Here is a 25,083-nt window from a genome sequence, read left to right as displayed (position 1 = left end):
GAGTCAGGGCGGGTTTTGTACCAATGTTACTATCAATCGCGATAAGTGATTCCCTAAACCCGCCCCTACTATCTCACGCCTAATAACTGTGCCACAATGGGCAAAACCGCATTCGCGCGATCGCTATCCAATTCCTCCTCCTTTATCCCTGGTGTCTCAACTGAAGTTCCCCGTTTGACTCGTTCCCCCATTTGGCGACGTTCAGCCGTAGAAAAGCTGGCAAAGGTGCGACGTAATAAGGGTAATATCTCGGTAAAGGTGTTTCCTGGAAGCTGAGTAATCCAATCATCAATTATCTGCCACAAGGTATGGTCATGTACGAGTAACAATCCACTCCCCTGCAAAAACCCTTCAATCCAAGCCGCCGCTTGGGGAGGTTCACTAGCTTGAGACAGAGCAAATTCTAACCGACGGGAGGCGTCATTTCCCTTAAATACCCCAGCATCTAATAATAATCGACAACTTCGACCCGCGAGTAACCCATGCAGGTTGGCTTGATCTGCTAGTTGCCATAATACCTGTTGCCAGGATTGTTTATACTCCGAATTATTTAACAGGGAAATCGCATAATTCATTTGTTGGATACGCTGATCGATATGCTGCGCCGCTTCATCATCCAGAGACGCACAAGCTAGAGGTAAACCCAGACAAATCCGCGTCACCAATCCATCCACCACTGAGGTAATCATCCGAGTATCGGTTTGGCGGACATTGCCATAGCGTAATACCTGCGCCAATGGGGGTAACGCCTCCATTAATTGGGCGACATCTCGATTCAGGGTGGCTTCAGTTTGCAGGCGATGCATCACTTCGGGTAACGCATCGGGTAAGTTTGCCAATAAAACAGTTTCGACTAACTGAGTCAAACTGGGTAAAGCTTGAGCCTGTTGTGCCTGATTCCGGGCATAAGCCGTCGCTGCTGCATCAATCGTATTCCCCCAAATTCCGGCTTCGATGAGTTTAACCGCAAATTCTGGATGCCATTGCAGCCGCCATCCTTCTTTAAAGGTTCCTTTTCCCCTTGTCGATTGTCGTATCCCCCAAGGAATACCGAGTAAATTGAGACGATGGAGTAAATGCGATCGCGCTAAGTCATTTGTTTTGCGTAAATCCAGTTCATACTGTTTCTCGGTGGGATTGGCGGGGAGGCGTAAGCGTTTCTGCTGCTGCTGTAAATCTCGTTGTAAGGGAACCATGGGCGTCTCATCGGGAACTTCTCCCAATCGTTCACCCACAATCAGTTGGTCTTGAATTAACCGCATCGGCAGATCACTGCCAAAGCAGAGAACGGTTTGCGTCGCTTCATTTAACTCAAGCAAACCCGGTAACGAGCGATCGCGCAATGCTGCCAAAGATTCCGCTAACCGTACCGTTTCAATCATAAGGGCAGATGAGGCATCTAAATCCTCCTGACGCAATAACTGCGCCACCTTAATCAACCACCGAATCGCGATCGCTGATTGTTGATGGTTGAGTTTTGATATATGTCCTGACGTATCTGTAGGGGCGGGTTTAGGGACTTTCTTGTCGCGATTGATAGTAACGTTTGTACAAAACCCGCCCAAATGACCAAATTTTGATGGTGTAGGGGCGGGTTTAGGGACTCTCTGGTCGCGATTGATAGTAACGTTAGTACAAAACCCGCCCTGACTCAGGGTTGAGTCATCTCCCCCATCTCCCCCATCTCCCCCATCCTGATAACAATCCCACAAATGACCATACCAACCCGGCGATTCAATCCCCGCCCCATAGCCACTCTTAAATGCCAGTCGCCCATACGTCCACGGTATCCAAGTGGCTTCAACTTTAGTTTTCGCCAATCCCTTAAGCAACGCATTATCCGCTTTCGCCGCAGGCATATCCACCAATGCAGGGGCGTGCCATGCACCACAGACAACAGCAATGCGTTGAAATCCTTCTTTTTTCGCCGCCCGAATCTGTTTCCGCATATAGGCTTCCCGTTGCGCTTCCCTAGGATCATCTCTGGGGGGTACATCCTGACGCAACGCCGTCATTGCTTCTAAAATCGCTTCAAATACATCCGTACTCTCCTGGCGATGTTCAACTAACTGTTCCCACCAACGTTCCCCATCACTATACCCAGCAATTCTTGCTAAATAACCCAAAGGATCATAGTAAATCTCATCCTCTTCTCCAGCTCCCTCTGCTCCCTCTGCTCCCTCTGCTCCCTCTGCTCCCTCTGCTCCCTCTGCTCCCCCAGCTTCCCCTGCCAACTGATGCACCAAAGGCAAATCCATAAACCGTACCGGAATCCCTTGAGTTAAGGCATAATCAATCCCTTGCCATTCTGGGGAAAAAATAGCAAAAGGATAATACACTGCTTGTTGGGGTTGGTCGGGTCTATAAACCAATAACGCCACAGGCGGTTGCATCTGGGGATGAGTAACCAAAGGCAGCATCCCATCCCCATCCGGGGGACCTTCAACCAAAAGGATATCCGGGTTGAGACTATGCAGAGAATGATAGAGCGATCGCGCACATCCGGGTCCATGATGACGTATGCCAAAGATATGGATGCTCATTTTTTAGTCTGACTCCCCTGCATATAGCGTTTTTTTTGTCAAATCAGCCACGGATGGCGTTGCCAAAATTATGTCATTGAGATCGGCATGTAATATTTGTAGTGCTTGATCCTTAAAACTGCCCGATTGTTGGCTTAATCAGCTATTGGAGGATTTTTTGACTCAATTTATCGATAAAAGCGAATAAAAACCCAAAGTCTCATGTTTAATTTATCTTCACAAATCATACTACAGTCCCGGTACAACGGCAATATCAGGGTTTTCAGTTGTTTTTTAGGTGTTCACATTCCTTAACAGAAAATGTATCATTTGCGTTACTTGACAGATTTAAAAGGTTAACCGACAGACTATCAAGTTTTACTTATACTGATGTTCGCTAAAAACAGACAAGAAATAAGGGGATGTAGGGGATGTAGGGAATGTAGGGAATGTAGGGAATTTAGGGGATGTAGGGGATGTAGGGGATGTAGGGGATGTAGGGGATGTAGGGGCGAGTCGCTGCATATCGTTACCGGGAAATCCCTCAATTATCTCGACTCGCCCCACTATCGTTACCGGGAAATCCTCAATTATCTCGACTCGCCCCACTATCATTACCGGGAAATCCCTTAATTATCTCGACTCGCTGCATATCATTACCGGGAAATCCCTCAATTATCTCGACTCGCTGCATATCATTACCGGGAAATCCCTTAATTATCTCGACTCGCTGCATATCATTACCGGGAAATCCCTCAATTATCTCGACTCGCCCCACTATCGTTACCGGGAAATCCCTCAATTATCTCGACTCGCCCCACTATCGTTACCGGGAAATCCATTATTTCGTTGAGGAATTCTCATCGTTAGTTCACCCGTTGGCACGAATAACGTGGTGGGTTACGGCGAAGCGCCAATTAAAGGTTTGTGTTGTGAATTAATTACCGCCTAACCCACCCTACGAATTACGGTTGATATGGGTCTATAGGACGGCACATTTTCCCATGATATAAAAGTACCTAAAATCTCCCGAAAAGTCAAGGGCTAATTCGTTTTTTTTTAACTGAGATTAAGATTAAGTTCTGCAAATAGTCTTCAAACGCTGACGAATGATGAATGATGAATGACATAAGACAAATGACCAGTTAACCCTCCCCCTGATCCCGCCGCACTCGGTAGTAAATCGCCTTCACATTAGGACCAAAGACAATTTCCTCTTCATTTTGCAGCTCATAGCTTTGGTGCTTTTGACCATTAATTAACAAGCCATTAGAACTTAATTTCCCTTTGAGATTGCCATCAACAATGCGATAGGCATCATGCCCATCCTCACCCTCTACTCGCATCAACGTGGCGTGGTGACGGGAGACAAACTGTGAGAACAGCCGAATATCACAATCATGTTCTCTGCCAATGGAATAGAGTTCACCGTCTAAAACAAACCGATGTCGTCCTCGGTCATCTTGAACAATGAGAACATGTCCCTCCGGAAAATCAGACGTATCAGAACTTACCGCATCGGTAGATGACTGATCCGATGAGGGTGGGGAATCGGGAGAAGGTTCTATGGGCAACATCTCACTTATGCTCAAGCAATACAGGTAATGGTAGCGACAGGAGTCGCCGACTGAAACAACTTGATCCTAAGATCCAACATCTCGGCAAGCGCGATACAGGTCTGTCCAGTCTTTGCGTTCTTTGACCACAGTTTCGAGATACTCGTTCCACACTAACGTATCTTGGATCGGATCTTTCACCACAGCACCCACCAATCCAGACGCAATATCCTTAGCGCTGAGGTGTCCATCGCCAAAATGGGCGGCTAGGGCTAACCCACTATTCACCACCGAAATTGCCTCGGCTGTACTCAGGGTACTACTGGGAGATTTTAGTTTAGTTTTACCATCGTCGCTGATACCGCTACGCAGTTCGCGGAAAATTGTCACCACCCGGCGGACTTCAGTTAAAGCGGGGGCTTGCACCGGGAGTTCTAAAGCACGTCCTAAGCTTGCAACTCGTTGTTGAACGATACTCACCTCCTCATCAATCGTTTTCGGTAACGGCAAAACAACAGTATTAAAGCGGCGTTTCAGGGCGCTAGACAAATCATTGACCCCCTTGTCGCGATTATTCGCTGTGGCGATAATATTAAAGCCTTTAATCGCTTGCACCTCATCCCCCAATTCGGGAATTGGTAGCATCTTTTCTGAGAGAATCGTAATTAGGGTATCTTGGACATCTGCCGGAATCCGAGTCAACTCTTCCACACGGGCAATTTTCCCCGCTTCCATCGCCACCATCAGCGGACTTGCCACTAACGCCTCCATCGAGGGACCGTCTGCCAGTAATCGGGCATAGTTCCACCCATAGCGAATGGATTCTTCACTGGTTCCGGCTGTCCCTTGAATCAGTAAGGTTGAATCCCCGGAAATAGCAGCAGCTAAATGTTCCGATACCCAAGACTTGGCGGTTCCCGGAACCCCCATCAGTAGTAAAGCACGGTCTGTGGTGAGGGTAGCAACAGCTATTTCTATCAGTCTGCGATCGCCAATATACTTGGGCGATACCACAAACCCGTTCTCTAGTGTACCTCCCAATAGATACGTTGTGACTGCCCAGGGGGATAAATTCCAGTTCGGCGGGCGCTGGCGTTGATCTGCTTTTGCCAATTCCGCTAATTCTTCGGCAAACTGTTGTTCCGCATGTTCACGCAATAAAAAGTTTTGATTGTTTAGCTTTGCACGATTCACAGTTGTTTGTCCTGAAAAAGGCTCTTCCGTACCTGCTATACTAAACTAACTTTCTCCCTATTCGTCATTTGTCTTATGTCATTCGTCCTTTGTCATCCTCATGAAGCGCCAAGCAAGCTACGACCTTTGTCAGCCTTTGAGGACTATTGGCAAAACTTAGTGTCGCCTACAAAATTTATATTCAGGCAATTCAAGCCAATAGCTTAAAAGAGTAATAACTTATGACTAAGAAAAAATTTATTAGCCCAAAAATTGATTATGCCTTCAAAAAAATATTTGGCTCAGACCAAAGTGAAGACATTCTCATCAGCTTCTTAAATGCAATTGTTTATAATGGGAAAAGTGTCATTTCTAGTTTAACCATTGTCAACCCTTACAATCCTGGTCAAGTTGAAACCTTAAAAGATAGTTACTTGGATATCAGGGCTGTTCTAAACAGTGGAGAAATTGTCCTGATTGAAATGCAGGTCGCCCGGATAGCCGCTTTTTATAAACGAGTGACCTACAATCTCTGCAAAGCCTACGCTAATCAGTTGACATCAGGAGATTATTACCTGGAGATTACGCCAGTTATTGCCGTAACAATCACCGATTTTATTCTGTTCAAAGAAAACCCTAAATGTATTCATCATTTTGTATTCAAAGACAAAGAAAGCTCATCGGAATATCCTGAACATGAATTGCAGCTAATTTTTGTAGAATTACCGAGATTTGTGAAAAAATTGCCAGAGTTACAGACATTGGCAGAGAAATGGATTTATTTTATGACGCAAGCTCAAGACTTAGAAGAAATTCCAGAAAGTTTGGCAGAAGTTACGGCAATAGAAAAAGCGTTAACGATAGCCAATCAAGCGAACCTGACACCAGCAGAAGCGGAGGAAGTCAGTCGTCGAGCCATGCAGTTGCGCGACGAGATAGGACGCATCAAATATGCTACTGAAGAAGCATCGAAGGAGGCGCGGGAAGAAGGTCGCCAAGAAGGTCGTCAAGAAGGTCGTCAAGAAGGTCGTCAAGAAGGTCGCATTACAGAAGCACGCGCTTTAGTCCTGCGTCTGCTGAACAAGCGGTTTCCAGACCAGACAGCGGAACTCAATAGCTTAGTAGAAGATTTGTCTTTGTCAGCTTTAGAAGGGTTAAGCGATGCTATGTTTGAGTTGAATAATTGGCAGGATTTGTTAACGTTATTGGCAGAGATAAACCAATAAGTATAGCAACCGCCATAGCGGTTAGGACACATCATTTATGTAGAGACGCGCCATGGCGCGTCTCTACAATGGTGCCGAAAGTCCTAATCGATGTGTCTACTGCTATAATTAAACCAAGAAACCGTTGACGCTCAAATTTCTCTGCCCATTTCATAGCGTAAACTCAAAACTGCCAAGACTTCATCAATCACCTCCGTCCAATAGGAGGCTAAAGCTAACCGTTCGGGTACAATATTGCTGAAACGAGTCGAGAGTTCGGGGACAATATCAGGACTCATAAAATAGGCAAACTCTTTTAGTCCAGTAGACAGCGACCAATCGTAAGGATTATCCGTCTTCTTCAGATAGCGGCGCACACCGTCTAAAACAATCTCGGTTAGTTCTATACTCCAAGGAACATGGCAATGGGTTAATAGACTAAACGCCGGATGTTGGCTATTAAAGGGAACCTTACTGGATGGGAATAAATTCAGAAAAAAACAATCCCGTTGTTCAGCAGAGAGAACATTAATTAATCCAGAAATTAATTGATTCTGCCGGATTAAATAGCCCTTAAACGTACCATAAAACGGCAGTAAAGCCTCTGCCCAGTCCGGATTCTGTTGGCGCATCGTCGCCACCGCCCACCCTTCAACCAAGGAATGATCCCATTCACTCCGTTTTGCAGCTTGTATCCATTCAGCCGGGGATTCTTTCTGAAGGTCTGACCACAGAGAAAGGGGAGTCGCGGCGACAATTTGTAAAATTATCCAGGCTTTATTACCTAATAACTGAGGTGGCTGTTTGCTATCAATACCATCTCTGGTTATCTCTTGGTCATTATCATCAGGGAGGATAAAATCTAGATGCAAACGGTTACGCTTGCGTCGAAATGTAATAGCGGATTGGATGCGTTGCTTCATCCGCTGACATAAAGCCGATTCCGGTAACTGTGCTAATAAATGAGCCGCTTGGCGTCGCACCTCTTGACGACGGTCATCCAGTGCAACCTCTAAAAATGCTTCATCCTCCAGGTTTAAGCCAATTTGCAGGGTGTCTAACAAGGCAATTCTGGCATCTGATGATGCTTGTTGCCACACAGTTACAAGTCGTTCCCGTGCTGAGGCGGGATGTTCATGCCGTAGATGTTGCAATAGAAGTCTGCGGGCGTCTAGACTTCCAGTTGTCCACGTTTGTTCGATATCCTCATCTCCCAGATAATGCCAATCCGGATTATGGGCGGCTAACCACCGTCCCCGTTGACCTAAAACCGGGAGAATGGCAGGGCGTAACTGGGGTGAGGTGCGTCCCACTTCCAGTAACTCTGGCAAATAATAGTCGGGCACACGGTATCCGGCTGTAGCGGCGCTGGCTAACCATTCCGGTAACAGTTTTACCCGCTCTTTTTGTAGCATCAATTTCAGATAGTGGGCGGCGCGGGGACTACAGGGGGGTTTATCGTCAGGTGGACAGGGTTCGGGTAAAGGTTGATTATCGGTAATCGGGCGTTGTCCGGCGCGGTGATAGAGAGAAATTGCCCCAGCCGCGCTGAGTAATGTGGCTTCTGGGTCAGTAGAATTAAGTTGGCATAAAAGTTGACTGAGTGGGTTAGTGGCTGGAGTAAGGGTGAGAGTTCGTCTCTCTGTGCCAACTAAGGCGGTGGTGATTACGTCTTGCCAGAGACTCATTGAGGCTTTACCGAAGATAGGATATTAAACCGATTTTAATCGAACAGGTTCTTCTGAATTGATTACTCTATTACTGTTAGTTAACCCTTCTACCCTTTTACTCTAAAATTCCCACTAAAATATTTACTAACTCTCTCAAATCATCCCGCTTCGCTTCAATAACAATTAATCCCATCTCCGACTCAATAAAATAATCTAAATTCCCCTGAAGTTGCTCATTAACCTTCAACGGGTACTCAATGCGTAGCAAACGGCGGCACATTACCGCCACTCGCGCCAACACTGGCGCAATCAAAATTTCCCGCTTGGCTGTTTCACTACTGAGAGTGACATAAGGAATCGTGTCTTCTAACTGCTGCTGTAACTCCGCAAGATACTCAATCTCACGAGTGGTTTTGGGTAAGTGAAGGCGCTGGCGTTCAAACTTATAGCCAAACTCTGCCAGGATTTCATCGGTATCATTGGGTAGCTCAAAGTAGGAACGAAAACTATAGCTGGTTCCCTCTTGCAAAATTTTGGGCTTAGACATAAATACTCCTGAGTTTTAGGTATTGTAGGTTGGGTAGAGCGATAGCAAAACCCAAGAGGATTTAGGTTGAAGCCAGCAAACCTAACAAAATATAAGGCTAAAGCCTTTACTACGAACGTTATCGAAACGCAATAAACTGATCTTGGGAAAAAGCACTTAAGGGGAAAAAGTCATCCCCATTCCATTCGCCAAAAACGGTGATGGGATGTCCCCCACTCAGGGCAAATAACTGCCAACCCTCTGTAAATCTGGGGGTGAGGCGTAATACCTGGTTAGCATCGTCGCGCAATGCCCATCCTTGGTTATATTTCTGGGGAATAACTCCTTGTAAGCTGAGGGGAAATTGGTCTAACCAAGGTTGACAAGCTAACGCATTTGTGTATAGAGTCAGTGCCGTTGCGATCGCGCTTTCCCCTTCCATTTCTGTAAACGGTATGGCTGGGGCGTTACGGGTTTTGACAATTGCCCGCAACGGATAAGCGCTGGCAAAGAATCCCAAATCGGCGTCGAGGAGAGTACCGGGGATGAGACTGGTGTCTAGGGGTTGAGTATGATGGGCAAAGGTCAGGATTAGGGCGAATCGATGCGTCTGTTGTCCTTGTAACCATATCCGTTGCGCTTTCAGGTTATCTTGGTCTTCGATACACTGTCCTAAGACTAACCAGCGATCGCGGATAATCGAGGTAGCGGTTTCTTCTTTTTGCCCCCACCCAATCGCCGTGCGGATATCGGCTTGCCTGTCTGGGGGTAATGTTTCTAGGCGTTGAAATCCTTGCAGTAACAAATACAAGCGTCCCAACCGTTGCAAGAGGCGTTCTTGCCAACCCACCCCCGTATACGGAATCCCGGACATCTCCTGTAACTGACGCGCCAATCCTGGGGCTTGAGCATCAATCATCCGGGCGGCTACCGTATCCCAAAAACTATAGTCTTTTTCCGGTAAGTTGGCTAATCCCTGACGGACTAAATCACGCAACCAACGGTCTAATTCTTGCACCCCGGCGGTAACATTTTCCTCCCGTTTGGCGGCGCGTTTGGCTTTAGCTGCGGGATCAGCAACGTTTTCTGATTTTTCTACCTTTTTCGCCTGTTTTTGACGGCGAGTGCTAATCCAATCGTTTACCCAATCAGGGGATTGATTTGGGTTAAACCTATCGGGTTGATTGGCAAAGAGTAATAAGAGTCCGAGTCCATGTTTGCAGGGAAATTTACGACTCGGACAACTGCATTTAAACGCCGTTTCACCTAAATCGATTTGGGTTTGATAGGGGTTACTTCCACTTCCTTGGCATTCTCCCCACACCGCCTCCTGATTTCGTCCCAATCCTTGCCATTTCGATAAACGTGCCAAGCCTTGACCATTTTGGGCAGACTTAGCATCGGGGGCGAGTGCGAGGATTTGTTCCGGAGTCCAGGTAATAGGCATATTAATCGGATTGATTCTGGGTTAAATCAAGATTGCGAATAGTCCGATTGATCAAGCTGAGATAGTCAAACTCTACGGCAAAACCCTTTTATCCTTCCACTGATTCCGCCACGGGTAAGATTATCGTAAACGTGGTTCCTGCGCCAACTTCACTCTCAACCTCCACTCTACCTTGATGCAATTCTACACATTCTTTCACAATCACTAATCCCAAGCCCACACCAGGAGTAATGCCGATATTACTGGCGCGATAGAATGCTTTGAATAATTTTCCCTGATCATCCGGGGGAATACCAATGCCTTGATCAGCAACCCGCAGCCGTATTTCCTGGGCTTGAGGACTGATTTCTACCTCAATTAATCCTCCCTCTGGAGAATATTTGATCGCATTAGACAATAAGTTATCGAGAATGAGTCGGAGTAGGTTGCCATCTAAAACAACGCGATCGCACTCACTTGGGCAGATCAGATTCAGGGTATGTTTTCCGGCGGATTTGGGACGCACCGCTTCAATCACCTCGCCCACAATTTCCTCAATATTAACCAAAGTGGGATTAAATTCTAGGGCTTGCGTTTCGGCTTGCTCAATGAAAATCATATCGTTGACTAGATTCGTCAGATGCTCAACCGACTGTTTCACCCGTTGGAAATGGGTTTGTTTTTTCTCCGGCGTCAAGCGATCGCTATATCTTTGTAACATTTCCGTAGACGACAAAATCGTTGTCAGGGGAGTCCGGTACTCATGAGACACGGTAGCAACAATTCGAGATTTTAATTGGCTCAATTCTCGTTCTCTAGCTAGCGCTACCCGTAACTCTTCTTCTAGCTGCTGGCGTCGGGCAATTTCGGCTTCTAGTTGTTGGTTCTGCTGTCTTAATTGGGCTGTACTTTCAGCGACTCTTTGTTCTAAGTCGGCATTAGTCCGCTTGAGCAAAGCTTGGATTTGTCGTTGCTCGATGACATCATGAAACACCAATACAGCTCCCAGAATCTTTTCGCTATCATTCTTAATGGGAGCCGCACTATCATCAATGGGAATTTCCTCACCCTCTTTATCAATCAGCAGTGTATGGTTTTCTATAGTTACAGTTTTACCTGTTTGTAGAGACACAGTGACTGGGTTCGGAATGGCTTCTCGTGTCGTTTCATTAATAGTTAGAAAGATTTGATTCAAATCTTGACCTAAGGCGTCTTGTTGCGTCCATTTGGTTAGCGCCTCAGCAACTGGATTCATAAACGTGATCGCCCGTTGCGGATCAGTGGTAATAACTGCATCACCGATACTTTTTAGCGTCGTAGCTAACCATTGCTCTCGCTCCCGAAGCTGTTGCTCCATTTTATGTTTGTAGAGCGCTACTTCAATCGTGGTTGCTAAATCTTTGGATTCAAAAGGCTTGAGCAAATAACCATAGGGTTCGGTGAGTTTAGCCCGCTCCAGCGTCTCCTCATCATTATAGGCAGTCAGATAGACAACGGGGAGTTGAAACTGCTGGCGCATTTGAGCCGCCGCTTCAATTCCATCGATTTTACCTTTGAGCCGAATATCCATCAACACCAAGTCGGGAGGATTTTGAGAAATTCCCGCGATCGCGGCTTCGGCAGATGTCACATTGGCGGTTACAGTATATCCGAGGGCTTCCAATCGATTTTGAATGCTGAGGGCGACAACTCGCTCATCTTCAACAACTAAAATTTTCGCTTTAACCATTTGTTTAATTTAGAAATAAAAATACACAATAAAAGAAAGTCCAATGATTAAGACAGACGTGCTAGGGCAAGAAGGCAGAAATAACTGAACAGCTAATATCTCCCCTCGCTTCCCCTGCTCCCTCTGCTCCCCCTGCTTCATCGTATCTACGAAGCTGCTCAAGTATTTTTGCCAAGCTGCACTAGGGCATGTCTTTACAGTTTAGTTCAAACTTTCGATCGGAAAACTAATATTCACTTCGGTTCCCTTATCCAGATTAAAGCTGAGATCACCCTCCAATTGTTCAGTCAGAACCTTAATTAACTGTAAGCCTAATGACTTAGGATTAGCAAATTCCATATCCGGTGGAAATCCAACGCCGTTATCTTTGACCGTTAGGTGACATCGATCCTCAGATTCTGCGGTCAGGATCACCTCAATCGTCCCTTCTTGACCATTTGGAAAGGCATATTTGAGCGCGTTAGACACTAATTCACTAATAATTAAACCACAGGGAATAGCAGCATCAATCGTTAAATCAACCTCATGAATATGAAATTCCAAATTAACTTGGTTATATTCAAAAATATAGATCTGAAACAAATAACTGGTCAAATTCTCAATGTACTCGGCAAAATTAATCCGGGCAAAATCTTGAGACTGATACAATTTCTCATGCACCAACGCCATTGACTTAACCCGATTCTGACTTTCCTGGAACAGTTCCACTGTCGTTTGATCGGTAATGTACTGAGATTGTAAATCCAAAAGACTGGAAATCACCTGCAAATTATTTTTCACCCGATGGTGAATTTCCTGGAGCAAGACTTCTTTTTCCCGCAAAGAGGCTTGAATTTGGATTTCAGCCTGCTTGCGCTCCGTGATATCCAGATTAATTCCCATCATCCGCACAGGCTGACTGGTTTCATCATAAAATACTTGAGATTTGCTTTCCACCCAACGCAGGTTCCCATCGGTTCTGATAATCCGAAATTCAATATCATAGCAATCTTCCTGCTCATCAATCGCTCGTCGATCCGCTTGGTGAACGCGATCGCGATCCTCAGGATGAACCATTTCCAGAAACGTTTTGTAGCTAATCTGTGTAGTTTTGGCATCTAACCCATACAGGTGTTGCAGGTGATAGGAACAGCTAATTTGTTCCGTCTCCAGATTTCTATCCCAGAATCCCATACGCGCCGCATCTAGGGCTAACCGTAATTGTTCTTCACGCTGGCGTAACTGTTCTTCAGCCAGCTTACGTTCTGTCACATCTAGGTTCAATCCAATTGTCCAGATAGGCTGATCAGTTTTGTCATAAATAATCTGACCTTTGCTTTGAATCCAGCGCACAATCTGATCGGGCCAAATAATCCGATATTCAAGGTCATAATCCTCCCCCGTTTGAATCGCCCATTCCATGCTTTGCTTAACCAGTTCTTGGTCTTCCGGGTGAACCTTTTCTAAAAAGGTTTTGTAGGGAATTTCTGGACGATCAAATGCCAATCCATAGAGTTGTTCCAAGCGATAAGACCAAGTAATCATTCCGGTTTGCAAATTCCAATCCCACTTTGCCATCTGTGCGGCATCGAGGGCTAGACGTAAGCGGGCTTCACTTTGTTGTAAGAGATCCTCTGCCAGTTTACGGGCGGTGATATCGGTACTCACACCGAGGACTTGAGTCACCTGTCCATCTGGAGCCACCAACGGAGTTTTAATGGTTTGATACCAGCGAATTTTACCGTTTTGATCCCAGGAAAACTCTTCAGGAATGAATTTCGGCTGTAAGGTGGTCAATATCTCTTGATCTTCAGCCAGAAAGCGTTCCACATCTGCTGCATCATGATGGAGTTGGGCGGTTGTTTTTCCCAACACTTCCTCAACAGGAATCCCCCGATGTTCGGCAAACCTGCGATTGGCTAAAATATACTGACCGTCTTGGTCTTTGACATAAATTATATTGGGGTTGGTGTCAATGATGGTTTGCAGGAAGTCTTTTTGGTTCTGCAAGGCTTGCTGGGCTTTTTGGCTCTGAGTGACATCAATCCCCACACAAACAATATTGGTTCCTTGCTGATATTTTTGAGCGGCAATTAGATGATAGTGATGGGAACCCTTGATGTTAATTTCCAGGATATTTTGGTCAGTTTGAGCCGCACTCGCGATAAACTGTTCAATATAGTTGACAAACGTCGGATTACTATTGAGAAAACCGAGGGGTTGACCGACAAAGTCGTCCGGTGACAGGTTGAACATATCTGCCAAAAATTGATTAACTCCCAGATATCGTCCTTGGCGACTCATCCAGGAGACGCAACCGGGTACTGCATCCAAAACTGCTTGCAGTTGCTCCTTGGCTTGTTGTAATTGTATCTCTATGGTTTGACGGTGAGTAATTTCGTGCTGGAGGCGGGTATTCGTTTGTTCGAGTTCGGCGGTGCGTTCACTAACCCGTTGTTCCAAATGGAGATGAGCCTGTTGCAACAGGACTTCTGCTTGTTTGCGATCGCTAATATCTTGAATCAGAGCGATCGTGTACTCAGATAACCCATTCGCGCCACGAACGGCTGACGCCGACACATGCACCCAGACTACATGACCTTGCTGATGAATATAGCGTTTTTCGGTGTTTATGTGAGTGATTTCCCCGGTGATCAGTTTATGTAAGTCTTGATAGCACTGGGTTATCTCATCGGGATGGATAAACAGATGGAACGGCTGATTTAATAATTGGTTAGCCCTGTAACCGAGGATATCTTGCAGCGCCTGATTGGTATGCAGAACCCGCCCTTGAGTATTGGCGATCGCCATCCCAATGGGTGCTAACTCAAATACCGTGCGGAAACGGGCTTCACTCTCCCGCACCGCTTGTTGAGCCTGGTGAATGTCGGTAATATCGCGGCACACGCTGAGGACAAATTCAACGGAACCATCCGGGGCAAATTCGGGAACCAGACGCGATTGATAATACCGTTGTCCATGGGGAGTCAAGAACGTGAATTCACTCTCATTTTCCTCACCCGTTTGGAACACTGTTTGTAAGGATTCCTCCCAGATGGGAATAAGAGTTTTTGGTAATCCTAATTCCCGGTGGGTTTTGCCTAAAAACTCTTGATAGGGAATACCCGTTTCCTGTTCAATGACGGGGTTGACGTAAACATGACGCAGATGGCGATCAAATCGAGCGACAATATCTGGAGAATGATCCAGTAGAACTCGAAATTCCTGTTCTCGCTGATTGAGCGTGTCCTTAACCTGTTTGTCTTCGGTAATATCTTCAGTGATCGTGGCGAGGAGAGTTTGAGGAGCATCTCTCTGGCTTTCCCCCCAGGGATTCGGGATACTAAAAGAGCGCGATCGCACCCATCGGATTGAGCGATCGGATTTGATAATGCGATACTCTTGTGGCGATTCACTGGTGGGGTGTTGCGTCCAAGCCATCGCCACTCGCTCTCGATCCCGGCGATCGATTACATCCAGGATACACTGCATATACCCTCCCGGATGACTGGATAATTGGTCAGGGGTGTGACCCCACATCTGCTCAGTCGCTGCATTAGCGTATAATAATTGATGCCGATTTACCGAGGTCAACCAAAAGACATCCGCAAAAGGTTCTGTCATCCCACTGTATTCCTAGATCGCACTAAATAAAGATCGAGCTAAAAAAATTATAAAGACAACTCCTCTGGTTGTCTGAGAGTCGGCGCTATTTAAAAAAATACGATTTTACGGAATCAGGTACGGGATTGTCAATCCAAAATTAACCCTTCGGCTTCGAGCAGGGTTAAGTGTAGGGGCACGGCATTGCCCATTGGTGTCAACTTAAGGTAGAAAACCAATGCTGGCAAGGTTTTAAGCTGCATCTATCTACTCCTCGACATTTTCCCCCTCATCCCCTAACCCCAACTCCGGACCCCCCTCGTTCCCCCCTACAAGAGCTGACAGGTGTAGGTTTTTTACTTTAGGGTGGGGACAAGACAAGGAGGACAAGGGAGGAAAGTAGACAAGGGGGGAAAACCGTACAGCATTTTGTTCGGTCAAGCTAACTTCTAAAAGCCGAAACGCCCTATTTTTCGTTCTCACTCTTCCTTGTCTACGGTCGCTGAGCGAAGTCGAAGTGATGGTCTACCTGTCTACCTTGTCTTATCTCAACCCCAATCTTAAAAAACCTACCCTTGTGAGGGGGGGAGCAGGGGGAGCTGGGGGAGCTGGGGGAGCTGGGGAAGCTGGGGGAGCAATGTAGAGACGCGATGCGAGAAGCGTTTGGGAACTCTTTGAGCCGGGACACCGAGCAAAGTCGAGGTGTTCCCTGTTCCCTAATCTCAACCGTTAACTTTAATTGTGTCCACCCACTTATACAGGAGATTACAGATAAATATGGCAACTTATTTAGTAACAGGCGCAAACCGAGGTATCGGCTTAGAGTATTGCCGACAGCTAATCGAACGAGGAGAAACGGCGATCGCAGTTTGTCGAAAAACGTCTGAAGCCCTCGATAGCTTGGGCATCCGGGTGGAGACGGGGATTGATATCACCTCAGATGACTCTGTTGCTGAGTTAGCATCCCGTTTAAAGAATACTCCTCTCGATGTATTGATTAACAATGCCGGAATTTTGCGGAAAAATACCCTCCCCCAGCTTGACTTTGATGCCATTCGGCAGCAATTTGAGGTTAATGCGTTGGGCGCGTTGCGTGTCACCCAAGCGTTACTCCCCAATTTGGGTACGGGTGCTAAGATTGCGATCATGACTAGCCGCATGGGTTCGATTGAAGACAACACCTCAGGTAATTCTTACGGCTACCGCATGTCGAAAGTTGCCGTTTCCATGGCGGGTAAGTCTCTGTCAATTGATTTAAAACCTCGTCAAATTGCCGTGGCTATTCTCCATCCGGGTATGGTGAGTACAGACATGACAGGTCATAATGGTATTCCTACCCAGGAAGCAGTTCAGGGACTTTTAGCCCGAATCGATCAGCTTAACTTGGAAAATTCTGGTACGTTTTGGCACGCGAAGGGGGAAGTACTACCGTGGTAAGTTAAGGGGGGTGCATGTAGAGACGTAGCCTGCTACGTCTGGGGACAATAAAAATAGGGGTATATATATAAGGAAGGATGCGATCGCGTGACAAAAATTCCTGTCCTTTGGTGATTGCTCACCGAGGCGCAAGTGGCTATCGTCCCGAACATACCCTCGCGGCTTATGAATTAGCGATTCAGATGGGGGCGGATTATATTGAGCCCGATTTGGTGATGACGCAGGATGGGGTATTGGTGGCGCGTCACGAGAACGAAATTTCGGGTACTACCGATGTGGCGACTCGTCCAGAATTTCGCGATCGCCAAACCACTAAAATGATTGATGGGCAAACTGTCACGGGTTGGTTTACTGAGGACTTTACTCTGGCTGAACTAAAAACCCTACGAGTCAAAGAACGATTACCTCACCTGCGTTCGACAGAATTCGATGGGTTGTTTGATATCCCTACTCTGGTTGATATTATTGAGCTAGTTCAACGCCAAAGTGCTGCAACTGGACGCATGATTGGCATTTATCCAGAAACCAAGCATCCCACCTACTTTACCGCGATCGGACTCTCGTTAGAAGAACCGTTGGTAAATATCCTCAACCAGTACGGATTATGCGATCGCACTTCCCCTGTATTCATCCAATCCTTTGAAACAGCGAACTTGAAAGCGCTCAAGCAAATCACCGATGTATCCTTGGTACAGTTAGTGAATGACATTGGTCAACCCTACGATTTTATTGCTCATCCTCAACACCATGACAATAACAATCGGACGTATCAAGATCTGGTAACGCCTCAGGGGTTACGGGAAATTGCTGATTATGCAGATGCGATCGGAGTCAACAAACGTTTAATTGTACCCACGGGAGCGGATGGTTACTTATTACCCCCCACCTCGTTACTCGATGACGCTCATGCTCAGGGTTTGCAGGTTCATGGCTGGACATTCCGCAATGAAGAGGTTTTTCTCGCCCCCGACTATCAAGGTAATCCTGAGTTGGAGTATCAGCAATTCTATCGGCTGGGAATTGATGGACTTTTCAGCGATTTTCCAGATACGGCGCTTCAGGTAGAAAAAAATTAGGGTCTGCTGAATAAGTCTTGTGGGGAGGTAGGGAGCAGGGGAAGCTGGGGGAGCTGGGGAAGCTGGGGAAGCAATGATACATTTTCTTTGATAGTGGTGCAAGGGTATGAAAGGGTTTTACCTTATGTCCTTGAAAATGAGCCAATGTCCATGCTGCTCAAAGCATTGATAGCTAAGGGTTTCGGCTTTGTGCAGCAAGCCCGAAATAGTCTCTTGAGATGGCTGCACACCTGATCAGATGAGACTGAGTTGACTTCCCTTTCACCGAATTTTCACGATTGAGATCTTTAATGCGGGTGGATGTGAGTTCAAGGTAAGCGTGTTGCTCAATCAAGGCAATGGAGTTAAGTATCTTTCCGCCCAAAATAAACTTAAAGGCAAGATTCATGGGAATTTCCCGCTATACAGAGGTGAGGGGTATGTCTGGAACAACCTGCGAGAGAAAGAGTTCTATCTTCAGGAGGCTGAGTAAAATTACTTACTTGTAACTCAGTGTTGTGGGAGATGTGAAGCGAAACCATGTCAGTAATTCTATAGTAAGTTTAATATTACGAATTATTGCGTCATAATCCTTAATATAAGCAAATCTTACATTACAACTCTTAACATAAACTTACTTTGTTAAAAAACTCTGACAAAAGAATAAAAAGCAACCCTTGCACCATAAGGATTTGACTATTGAAACCCTCCAGCGAAAAATCGAGATATTTCACTTGGACGGAAAAGGGAAGTCCCATCCGGCTCGACGAATAATTTAATCTGATTCAACGGATAACCGTAACTCAAACACCACTAAACCCAGGATGTATTTCAAATGTATTTCGGTTCAACTACAGTTATAGCCTATAGTCTACAGTTTTGGGTATTACGTTTAATTGCCTCTAACGCCGTAATTTCGGTGTACTCCTTACTCCAGAACTTCTGTAAAGAAAACTTAAGCCATAAGATGCGCTTATTAAGCGTGTATGAACTCTAAATGAAGCTTTGGTAAAGTTCATTGATTTAGGATTTTCTCTTGCTATAGTTTAATTATAGAGCAGTGACAGAAAAAGATTTCTCTCAAATTTCGACTAATCGGGTGCGTCACTGACAGGGTAACTCCAACAACTGAATAAAAAGTCTCTAATAAGAGCAATTTATCTCTCAAAATTTTAGGGCTAGGTTAATCACACCAAGCTCACAGGTTCGTACATCTACTCGGAGAAAAGAAAAATGAAACTCGTTGCATCTACCGCGATCGCTCTCAGCTTAACATTTTCTACTCAAGTTGGCGCAGCTCCTGTTTCCGCCAATGCCACCATGGAGAATAGAATTAGGCAAGACCAGCCTGTGAGTCCTCAACAGCAGATAGAGGATACGACTCAGCCAGATTTCTGTAGGAGATTTTTTGGTTATCCAATGTGTTTCTAACTCAGATGAAGCGTCTCAAAGGAAATTTACTCTGATGACAGGCAGTTAGATGAAGTATCCTTGGGTTTTGTGAATACTATTTTCCCTTGACAAGGATTGCTACTCGACGAACAAAGCCTACTAGAACAAATAATGCTGAGAAAGGTGTCTACTCAGAGTTCAGAGCAACTCCCAAACTTCATAGAAGAGAAGTTGTTAGACTCGTGTTAGGGAACCTTGAGGTATTCGTATGAAAGGACGCTACTCTCCATTCTGGCTACTGCCGATCATTTCCTGTTGCTTTCTCATTCCAGTTCGCTCGGCTCAAGCACAAATTTCTTCAGATGGGAGATTACCAACTCCCACGAAGGTTAATACCACTGATAATCTTACATTCACCATTACTGAAGGCACGCGACTCGGGGATAATCTCTTCCATAGCTTTGATAAGTTTTCTGTGCCAACGGATGGACAGGCTATATTTAACAATGCTTTAGATGTTCAGAACATCATCAGCCGGGTGACCGGTGGCTCAATCTCAACTATTGATGGCTTACTCGTAGCTGAAGGTAGTACCAATCTATTTCTCCTCAATCCCAATGGAATTATCTTTGGTTCTAGTGCGTCGCTAAATTTGGGTGGTTCCTTGATTGCCACTACAGCGAATAGCATAAAGTTTGCCGATGGCACAGAATTCAGCGCGACTAACCCCTCAGCCTCTCTGCTCACCGTTAGTGTGCCAGTCGGACTCCAATTTGGAACCTTCCCAGGGCGTATTGTCAACCGCTCTCAAGTTGGTCAGAATCTAGCAACTCAAAGACCAGCCGGTCTGGAAGTGAAGTCTGGGAAAACTTTAGCTCTTGTTGGTGGTGAAGTCCTGTTAGAGGGGGGCAATCTGACTGCACCAGGAGGACGAGTTGAGCTGGGAAGTGTTTCTAGCAACAGTTTAGTCAGTCTGCAATCCACAAACCGAGGTTTGGCTCTCAACTATGAGAACGTTCAGAATTTCCAAGATATTCACCTGTCGCAAGCGGCTACCATTGATGTCAGTGATCTAGGTTCTTTACCACCCCCTATAGGAACGGGTATTGATATCGGAAGTGGTGATATTCAAATACAAGGTAGGCAGGTCACACTCACTGATGGCTCACTACTAGCCTCTACCACTACAGGCAAAGAATCGGCTGGAACTATAGCAGTGACAGCTTCAGACTTGATTGAGTTGATTGGGACTTCAACCAATGGTCAGGAATCTACTAGCTTTAATACTGGCACAGTCAGTCCTGGGAATGCAGGGAATTTGAGTATTACGACTGGGCGATTGATCATCCGAGATGGGGCAGGAGTAACGACTAGCTCTTTCTCTATTCCAATCGTGATCACACCCACCCATGGTCGCAGTGGGAACTTAACTGTCCATGCCTCGGAGTCTGTAGAAATCATTGGCAGTTCTCCCACATTGGGTTCGAGTGGATTAGGTGTTGGAACATTCACTGACGGAAATGCTGGCAACTTGCAAATTACGACTAGAGAACTCATTATCCGAGATGGCGCTACGGTAACTGCTGCTAGTGAAGGAACAGGCGATGCGGGCAATTTAACAATTGCAACCGATAACTTGAGACTCCGAGACGGAGGCGAGATCAGGGCGACCTCAACTCAAGCTGGAGGAGGTGACATCGATATCACGGCTGAAGATATTCGTCTCCGCGACGGTAGTTTAATCAGTACCAGTGTTTTTGAGAGTATCGGTGGCGGCGGCAATATTACGATTAACTCTGAAGTTTTTATCGCGCTAGAAGATAGTGATATTCTGGCAAATGCCTTTGATGGCAGGGGCGGCAATATCACCATTATCTCTCCCGTGTTTCTGGCAGACTTTTTCTCCAGTGGTCAAGGGACAGCCGTAGGTCGGAACCCAGGTTCGTTCGAGCCATTTCGGGGTAATGATCGAGTGGATATTTCAGTAGAAGCATTGGGTAGCGGTGATACGGGTAATTTATTCATATCTTCTCTGAATTTGAATCAAGATTCCCTCTCGCCACTATCAACCAATTTTTTGCCACCAGATCAAGTGATTGCCGATAGTTGTCTCACCCACCGCAACAAGGAGCAAGGTAGCTTTATCGTTACAGGTACGGGTGGTTTACCGAATAATCCCTATGATCCGTTACAGGGTAACTATTCCGTTACTCAGGTTCAGGGAATTACTGGCGATGCTGGACAACAAGCTACTGCGCTAACCGTCAATCCTCAATCCTCAACCCCCAGTTTCTGGAAACCGGGCGACCCAATTCAAGAAGCTCAGGGTATGATGGTAACGTCTGATGGACGTGTCGTCGTGGGTACAGCTCCGGAACTGGTGGCGATCGCGAATGCTGATGATTTAATCTGCTATCAGGCTGCATCGCAAGAGGAATAGGCTGCGCGATCGTTTTACCCAACCGACTTGAACTTATGGGCAAAACTGACAGGCTCCCGGAATCAGGGCGGGTTTAATCAAGTTATCGGTTTGTGAAAAAATGTTATCGGTAAAACCCGCCCCTACACCCTTTGCTTTCAGCGTAAGTTGACACCAATGATAGCGATGCGCCTTGATCAGGGATAATTTTTCAAAAATGGTATTCCAGAGAGCGCAAATTTAAAGTTTTAGTGAAAATTGATTCCTTTAAACCTAATCTTTCGGTTCCAATTACTTTCCCCTTGAATAAGGTAGAGAGAACTAGCTTTCTAACCATCGAGGAGCGCTAAAAAATAAGATGTGGAAAGACCTTAAACAAAAAATTTGGGCAGGGCGAGGCGTCTGGACGGTTGCTCCTGGTGTGGCTGGACTCGTTATTCTATTGCGACTTTTCGGCTTTTTACAGACTTGGGAATGGGCAGCTCTAGACCAATATTTTCGTTGGCGTCCTCAAGAACCTGTGGATGAACGAATTCTGATTGTGGGAATTAGTGAGGCGGATCTAAAAAAAGTCGGACAGTGGCCCATTCCGGATAATGTCCTGGCTGAACTCCTCAAAAAAATTAAAGCGCAAAACCCGAGAGTGATTGGTCTTGACCTGTATCGAGATTTACCAGTTTTGCCCGGTCATGACGAATTAATCAATGTTTTTGAAGCAACTCCCAATTTAATCGGGATAGAAAAAATTAATCAGCAAGATCCTAGCGCTAGTGTAGCTCCTCCACCCGTGCTAGATCAACGCGAACAAGTTGGGTTTAATAACGTGGTGATTGATGCGGATGGTAAACTGCGTCGATCATTGCTTTATATGCTAGACAACAATCAAGTCAGCTTCTCTTTTAGTATGAGACTGGCATTGATGTATTTAGCAGAGCAAGACATCATATCTCAACCTTCCCAAACGAATCCCCTAATTTTTCATTTAGGAAAGGGGACGTTTCAACCTTTTTCAGCAAATGATGGTGGTTATGTGAGTGCTGATGACGGGGGATACCAGATTTTGTTAAACTATAAGGGTCCGGCTCGTACCTTTCCCAGGGTGTCATTGACAGAGGTACTCGAAGACCGGATACCACCAGACTTAATGCGCGATCGCCTCGTTTTAATTGGGGCAACGGCAACTAGCCTGAATGATTTCTTCTATACCCCCTATAGTGGTGATAAAATTGCCACCCAAGAGCGTACACCTGGGATAGAAGTTCAGGCTAACATGATTAGTCACTTGCTGAGTTCAGCCCTAGAGGGGCGTTCTGGACTGAAAACTTGGTCGGAACCAATCGAAGGGATCTGGATTTTTCTCTGGTCTTTGACGGGTGCAACCCTGTGTTGGGTGTTGCGAGATGCAGGAGGTTTAGCAAAATTACTCCCTCGTTGGACAGTAATTAGCCTTTTGTTCGCACTTGTCGGTCTGGTCGGGAGCAGCTACTTAGCCTTTATCATCAGCAGTTGGTGGATTCCTGTGATTCCCCCAGCTTTGGCGTTATTGGGTGCCGCTACAGCAACGACAGGGTACATCGGTAACTTCGAGCGTGAAGAGCGACACACCGTTATGAATTTATTCGGTCGCCATGTCACCAAGCAAATCGCCGAAGCAATTTGGCGCGATCGCGAACAACTTCTCAAAGAAGGGCGTCTACGTGGTCAGAAGATGACTGCCACAGTTCTGTTCTCAGACCTGAAAGGGTTTAGTACAGTAGCAGAAAATATGAGTTCGGAAGTGCTGATGGCTTGGCTGAATCAATATATGGATGCCATGGCGGGAACGGTGCTAGATCATGGCGGTGTTGTGGATAAGTTTATTGGAGATGCAGTTATGGCGGTGTTTGGTGTACCAATTAAACGCACGACATCCGCCGAAATTGACCAGGATGCGATCGCAGCGGTAAACTGTGCTTTAGCCATGGCACAAAAACTGCAAACCCTCAATCAAGAATGGCAACGTCAAGGCTATCCGCAAACAGCAATGCGCGTGGGAATTGCCACAGGGGATGTCGTCACAGGTAGCTTGGGGAATGCTCAACGGCTTGACTACACCACCCTAGGAGATAGCGTAAATGTAGCGGCTCGATTAGAAAGTTACGATAAAACTCTCGATGGAGGAATTTGCCGGATTTTAATCAATGAAGAAACATACCAGCATCTACACAATCAATTCCCCACGAAACAAATCGGTCAGGTGAGACTCAAAGGGCGCGAACAGTTAACTGCCGTTTATCAAATTTTGCTGTAGTTGTTCAAAATGCCATGTATAATGATTTAGATTTTGTCAGCCAATAGCGCTATTGAGTCCAAAAGTCTTCAGGCAAAATTTTTCAATAGCTGGAGTAGGTGCATCACAACCCTTTGTAAAAAGACCCTTATGAAACGAAGGACTTAATCTCATGAACACCACTCGGCAAAAATTAATAACCATCATTGCCGGGACAGCTTCAATTGTTTCCCTGCAAATGTTCGGCTTCTTAGACCTACCTGAACCCCGGATTTTTTCGTCATCGAAGAATTTAGAAATTCTGACCTCGATTTGGAACGATCTACCTGCCAACGCAGAGTTAAACAAAACGTCAACCCATCGTTCGTCTAAACAATATATACCACCCGTGGCAAGTAATCCACGGCGCACCATAGGCTCGGGTTCACGCGGCTGTCGCCAATCGTTAACCAATGATTTAGTCACATTGTTGATCCCATCCGAGGAGTATGCTGGACAAACCACATCCGGTCATCCTACCTTGTTCTGGTACTTATCACAGCCTGTCTCTGTACCGATGCGGTTTGCTCTCGTGGAACCCGGAGTTCCGGAACCGCTCTTTGAGAAACAAATCGACTCTCCCCAAGCCGGGATGATCCAGTTGCAACTTCCCAAAGACCGACCAGAATTGCAAACTGGACGAACCTACAAATGGTCAGTCACTCTGGTTTGTAATACCAAGCATCCATCGGCTAATCCCGTATTCATTAGCTGGATTGAGCGGGTATCCACACCAGCCGCTTTAGAACCACAACGGCTATCTACTCCTCCGGCTAAGAACAATGTGCCAACACAGGTGTGGCGCGATCGCGCTTGGAGTTATGCTGAGGCTGGGCTTTGGTACGATGCCTTAGCCGCAATGTCCAAAGTTGAAACCGCGAATTCTAATGAGCTAGCCACTAACGATGATTTCCTGGCTCTGCTGGAGCAAGTTGGCTTGACTCAAGTGACGCAGCAAGAACGGCTTAACATTGCCAAAAGACCGTGACTGTCGAAGAGAAAGCGGTGTAAAGTGTGAACATTAGTGCAATACCGGGAGTAGGGATACATCATGTAACCCTGCTCCCTATTTTAGGGGCTACT

17 protein-coding genes are annotated in these 25,083 nt (G+C 46.1%); 7 read left to right on the top strand and 10 right to left on the bottom strand.

All coding sequences use genetic code 11. The features are described 5' to 3' along the window. Nucleotides 1–68: 68 nt before the first annotated feature. From RH949_RS16840 to RH949_RS16825, 4 genes are all read right to left on the bottom strand, one after another. A complete protein-coding gene (locus RH949_RS16840) occupies nt 69–2,543 on the bottom strand; it encodes a DUF5682 family protein (protein WP_446354698.1) in 2,475 nt (824 codons plus the stop codon). A 565-nt stretch (nt 2,544–3,108) separates the two neighbouring features. After that, the gene (locus RH949_RS16835) at nt 3,109–3,324 is read right to left on the bottom strand and encodes a hypothetical protein (protein ID WP_446354696.1); all 216 of its coding nucleotides are present in this window, start codon (nt 3,322–3,324) and stop codon (nt 3,109–3,111) included. Between the two features lie 343 nt (nt 3,325–3,667). Next, nucleotides 3,668–4,099 carry an FHA domain-containing protein gene (locus RH949_RS16830; RefSeq protein ID WP_006099480.1) on the bottom strand — a complete coding sequence of 144 codons (432 nt, stop codon included), beginning with the start codon at nt 4,097–4,099 and terminating at the stop codon, nt 3,668–3,670. A gap of 66 nt (nt 4,100–4,165) precedes the next feature. Continuing rightward, entirely contained in the window at nt 4,166–5,272 is a 1,107-nt protein-coding gene (locus RH949_RS16825) for an ATP-binding protein (protein ID WP_446354694.1), read from the bottom strand. A gap of 221 nt (nt 5,273–5,493) precedes the next feature. On the opposite strand from RH949_RS16825, the gene RH949_RS16820 reads away from it, so the two are divergent. Beyond that, nucleotides 5,494–6,477 (top strand): Rpn family recombination-promoting nuclease/putative transposase, encoded by a 984-nt coding sequence (locus tag RH949_RS16820; RefSeq protein WP_446354692.1) that lies wholly within the window; start codon nt 5,494–5,496, stop codon nt 6,475–6,477. Nucleotides 6,478–6,608: 131 nt separating this feature from the next. Here the strand turns inward: RH949_RS16820 and RH949_RS16815 are convergent, their stop codons facing one another. The 5 genes from RH949_RS16815 to RH949_RS16795 all read right to left on the bottom strand — a co-directional run bounded on the left by RH949_RS16815 (nt 6,609) and on the right by RH949_RS16795 (nt 15,410). Further along, nucleotides 6,609–8,144: a DUF5691 domain-containing protein gene (locus tag RH949_RS16815; RefSeq protein ID WP_446354690.1), complete on the bottom strand. Its 1,536-nt coding sequence runs from the start codon at nt 8,142–8,144 to the stop codon at nt 6,609–6,611. 97 nt (nt 8,145–8,241) lie between these two features. After that, entirely contained in the window at nt 8,242–8,673 is a 432-nt protein-coding gene (locus RH949_RS16810) for a hypothetical protein (protein ID WP_446354688.1), read from the bottom strand. A 118-nt stretch (nt 8,674–8,791) separates the two neighbouring features. Beyond that, complete coding sequence (locus RH949_RS16805; protein ID WP_446354686.1) at nt 8,792–10,099, bottom strand: SWIM zinc finger family protein; 1,308 nt, start codon at nt 10,097–10,099, stop codon at nt 8,792–8,794. A gap of 88 nt (nt 10,100–10,187) precedes the next feature. After that, complete coding sequence (locus RH949_RS16800; RefSeq protein WP_446354684.1) at nt 10,188–11,807, bottom strand: ATP-binding protein; 1,620 nt, start codon at nt 11,805–11,807, stop codon at nt 10,188–10,190. Between the two features lie 201 nt (nt 11,808–12,008). Further along, the gene (locus RH949_RS16795; protein WP_446354682.1) at nt 12,009–15,410 is read right to left on the bottom strand and encodes a PAS domain S-box protein; all 3,402 of its coding nucleotides are present in this window, start codon (nt 15,408–15,410) and stop codon (nt 12,009–12,011) included. Between the two features lie 756 nt (nt 15,411–16,166). On the opposite strand from RH949_RS16795, the gene RH949_RS16790 reads away from it, so the two are divergent. Both RH949_RS16790 and RH949_RS16785 read left to right on the top strand, forming a co-directional pair. Next, complete coding sequence (locus tag RH949_RS16790) at nt 16,167–16,826, top strand: SDR family oxidoreductase (RefSeq protein WP_446354680.1); 660 nt, start codon at nt 16,167–16,169, stop codon at nt 16,824–16,826. Nucleotides 16,827–16,903: 77 nt separating this feature from the next. Continuing rightward, a complete protein-coding gene (locus RH949_RS16785) occupies nt 16,904–17,902 on the top strand; it encodes a glycerophosphodiester phosphodiesterase (RefSeq protein ID WP_446354678.1) in 999 nt (332 codons plus the stop codon). A gap of 172 nt (nt 17,903–18,074) precedes the next feature. Here the strand turns inward: RH949_RS16785 and RH949_RS16780 are convergent, their stop codons facing one another. Next, complete coding sequence (locus RH949_RS16780) at nt 18,075–18,290, bottom strand: hypothetical protein (RefSeq protein ID WP_446354676.1); 216 nt, start codon at nt 18,288–18,290, stop codon at nt 18,075–18,077. Nucleotides 18,291–19,114: 824 nt separating this feature from the next. Here RH949_RS16780 and RH949_RS16775 point away from each other — a divergent pair. The 4 genes from RH949_RS16775 to RH949_RS16760 all read left to right on the top strand — a co-directional run bounded on the left by RH949_RS16775 (nt 19,115) and on the right by RH949_RS16760 (nt 24,988). Continuing rightward, nucleotides 19,115–19,312: a hypothetical protein gene (locus RH949_RS16775; RefSeq protein WP_446354674.1), complete on the top strand. Its 198-nt coding sequence runs from the start codon at nt 19,115–19,117 to the stop codon at nt 19,310–19,312. A 229-nt stretch (nt 19,313–19,541) separates the two neighbouring features. Beyond that, nucleotides 19,542–21,713, top strand: coding sequence for a two-partner secretion domain-containing protein (locus RH949_RS16770; RefSeq protein WP_446354672.1), 2,172 nt, complete (start codon nt 19,542–19,544; stop codon nt 21,711–21,713). A 337-nt stretch (nt 21,714–22,050) separates the two neighbouring features. After that, nucleotides 22,051–23,982, top strand: a complete 1,932-nt coding sequence (locus RH949_RS16765; protein WP_446354670.1) for a CHASE2 domain-containing protein — start codon at nt 22,051–22,053, stop codon at nt 23,980–23,982. A gap of 151 nt (nt 23,983–24,133) precedes the next feature. Continuing rightward, nucleotides 24,134–24,988, top strand: a complete 855-nt coding sequence (locus RH949_RS16760) for a DUF928 domain-containing protein (RefSeq protein WP_006099096.1) — start codon at nt 24,134–24,136, stop codon at nt 24,986–24,988. Nucleotides 24,989–25,083 lie beyond the last annotated feature (95 nt).

The organism is Coleofasciculus sp. A1-SPW-01, from assembly GCF_040217205.1.
In the GTDB taxonomy this organism is placed as follows: domain Bacteria; phylum Cyanobacteriota; class Cyanobacteriia; order Cyanobacteriales; family Coleofasciculaceae; genus Coleofasciculus; species Coleofasciculus chthonoplastes_A.
Note: the sequence above shows the minus strand (reverse complement) of the source record. Positions and strands in the feature narration are given on the sequence as shown.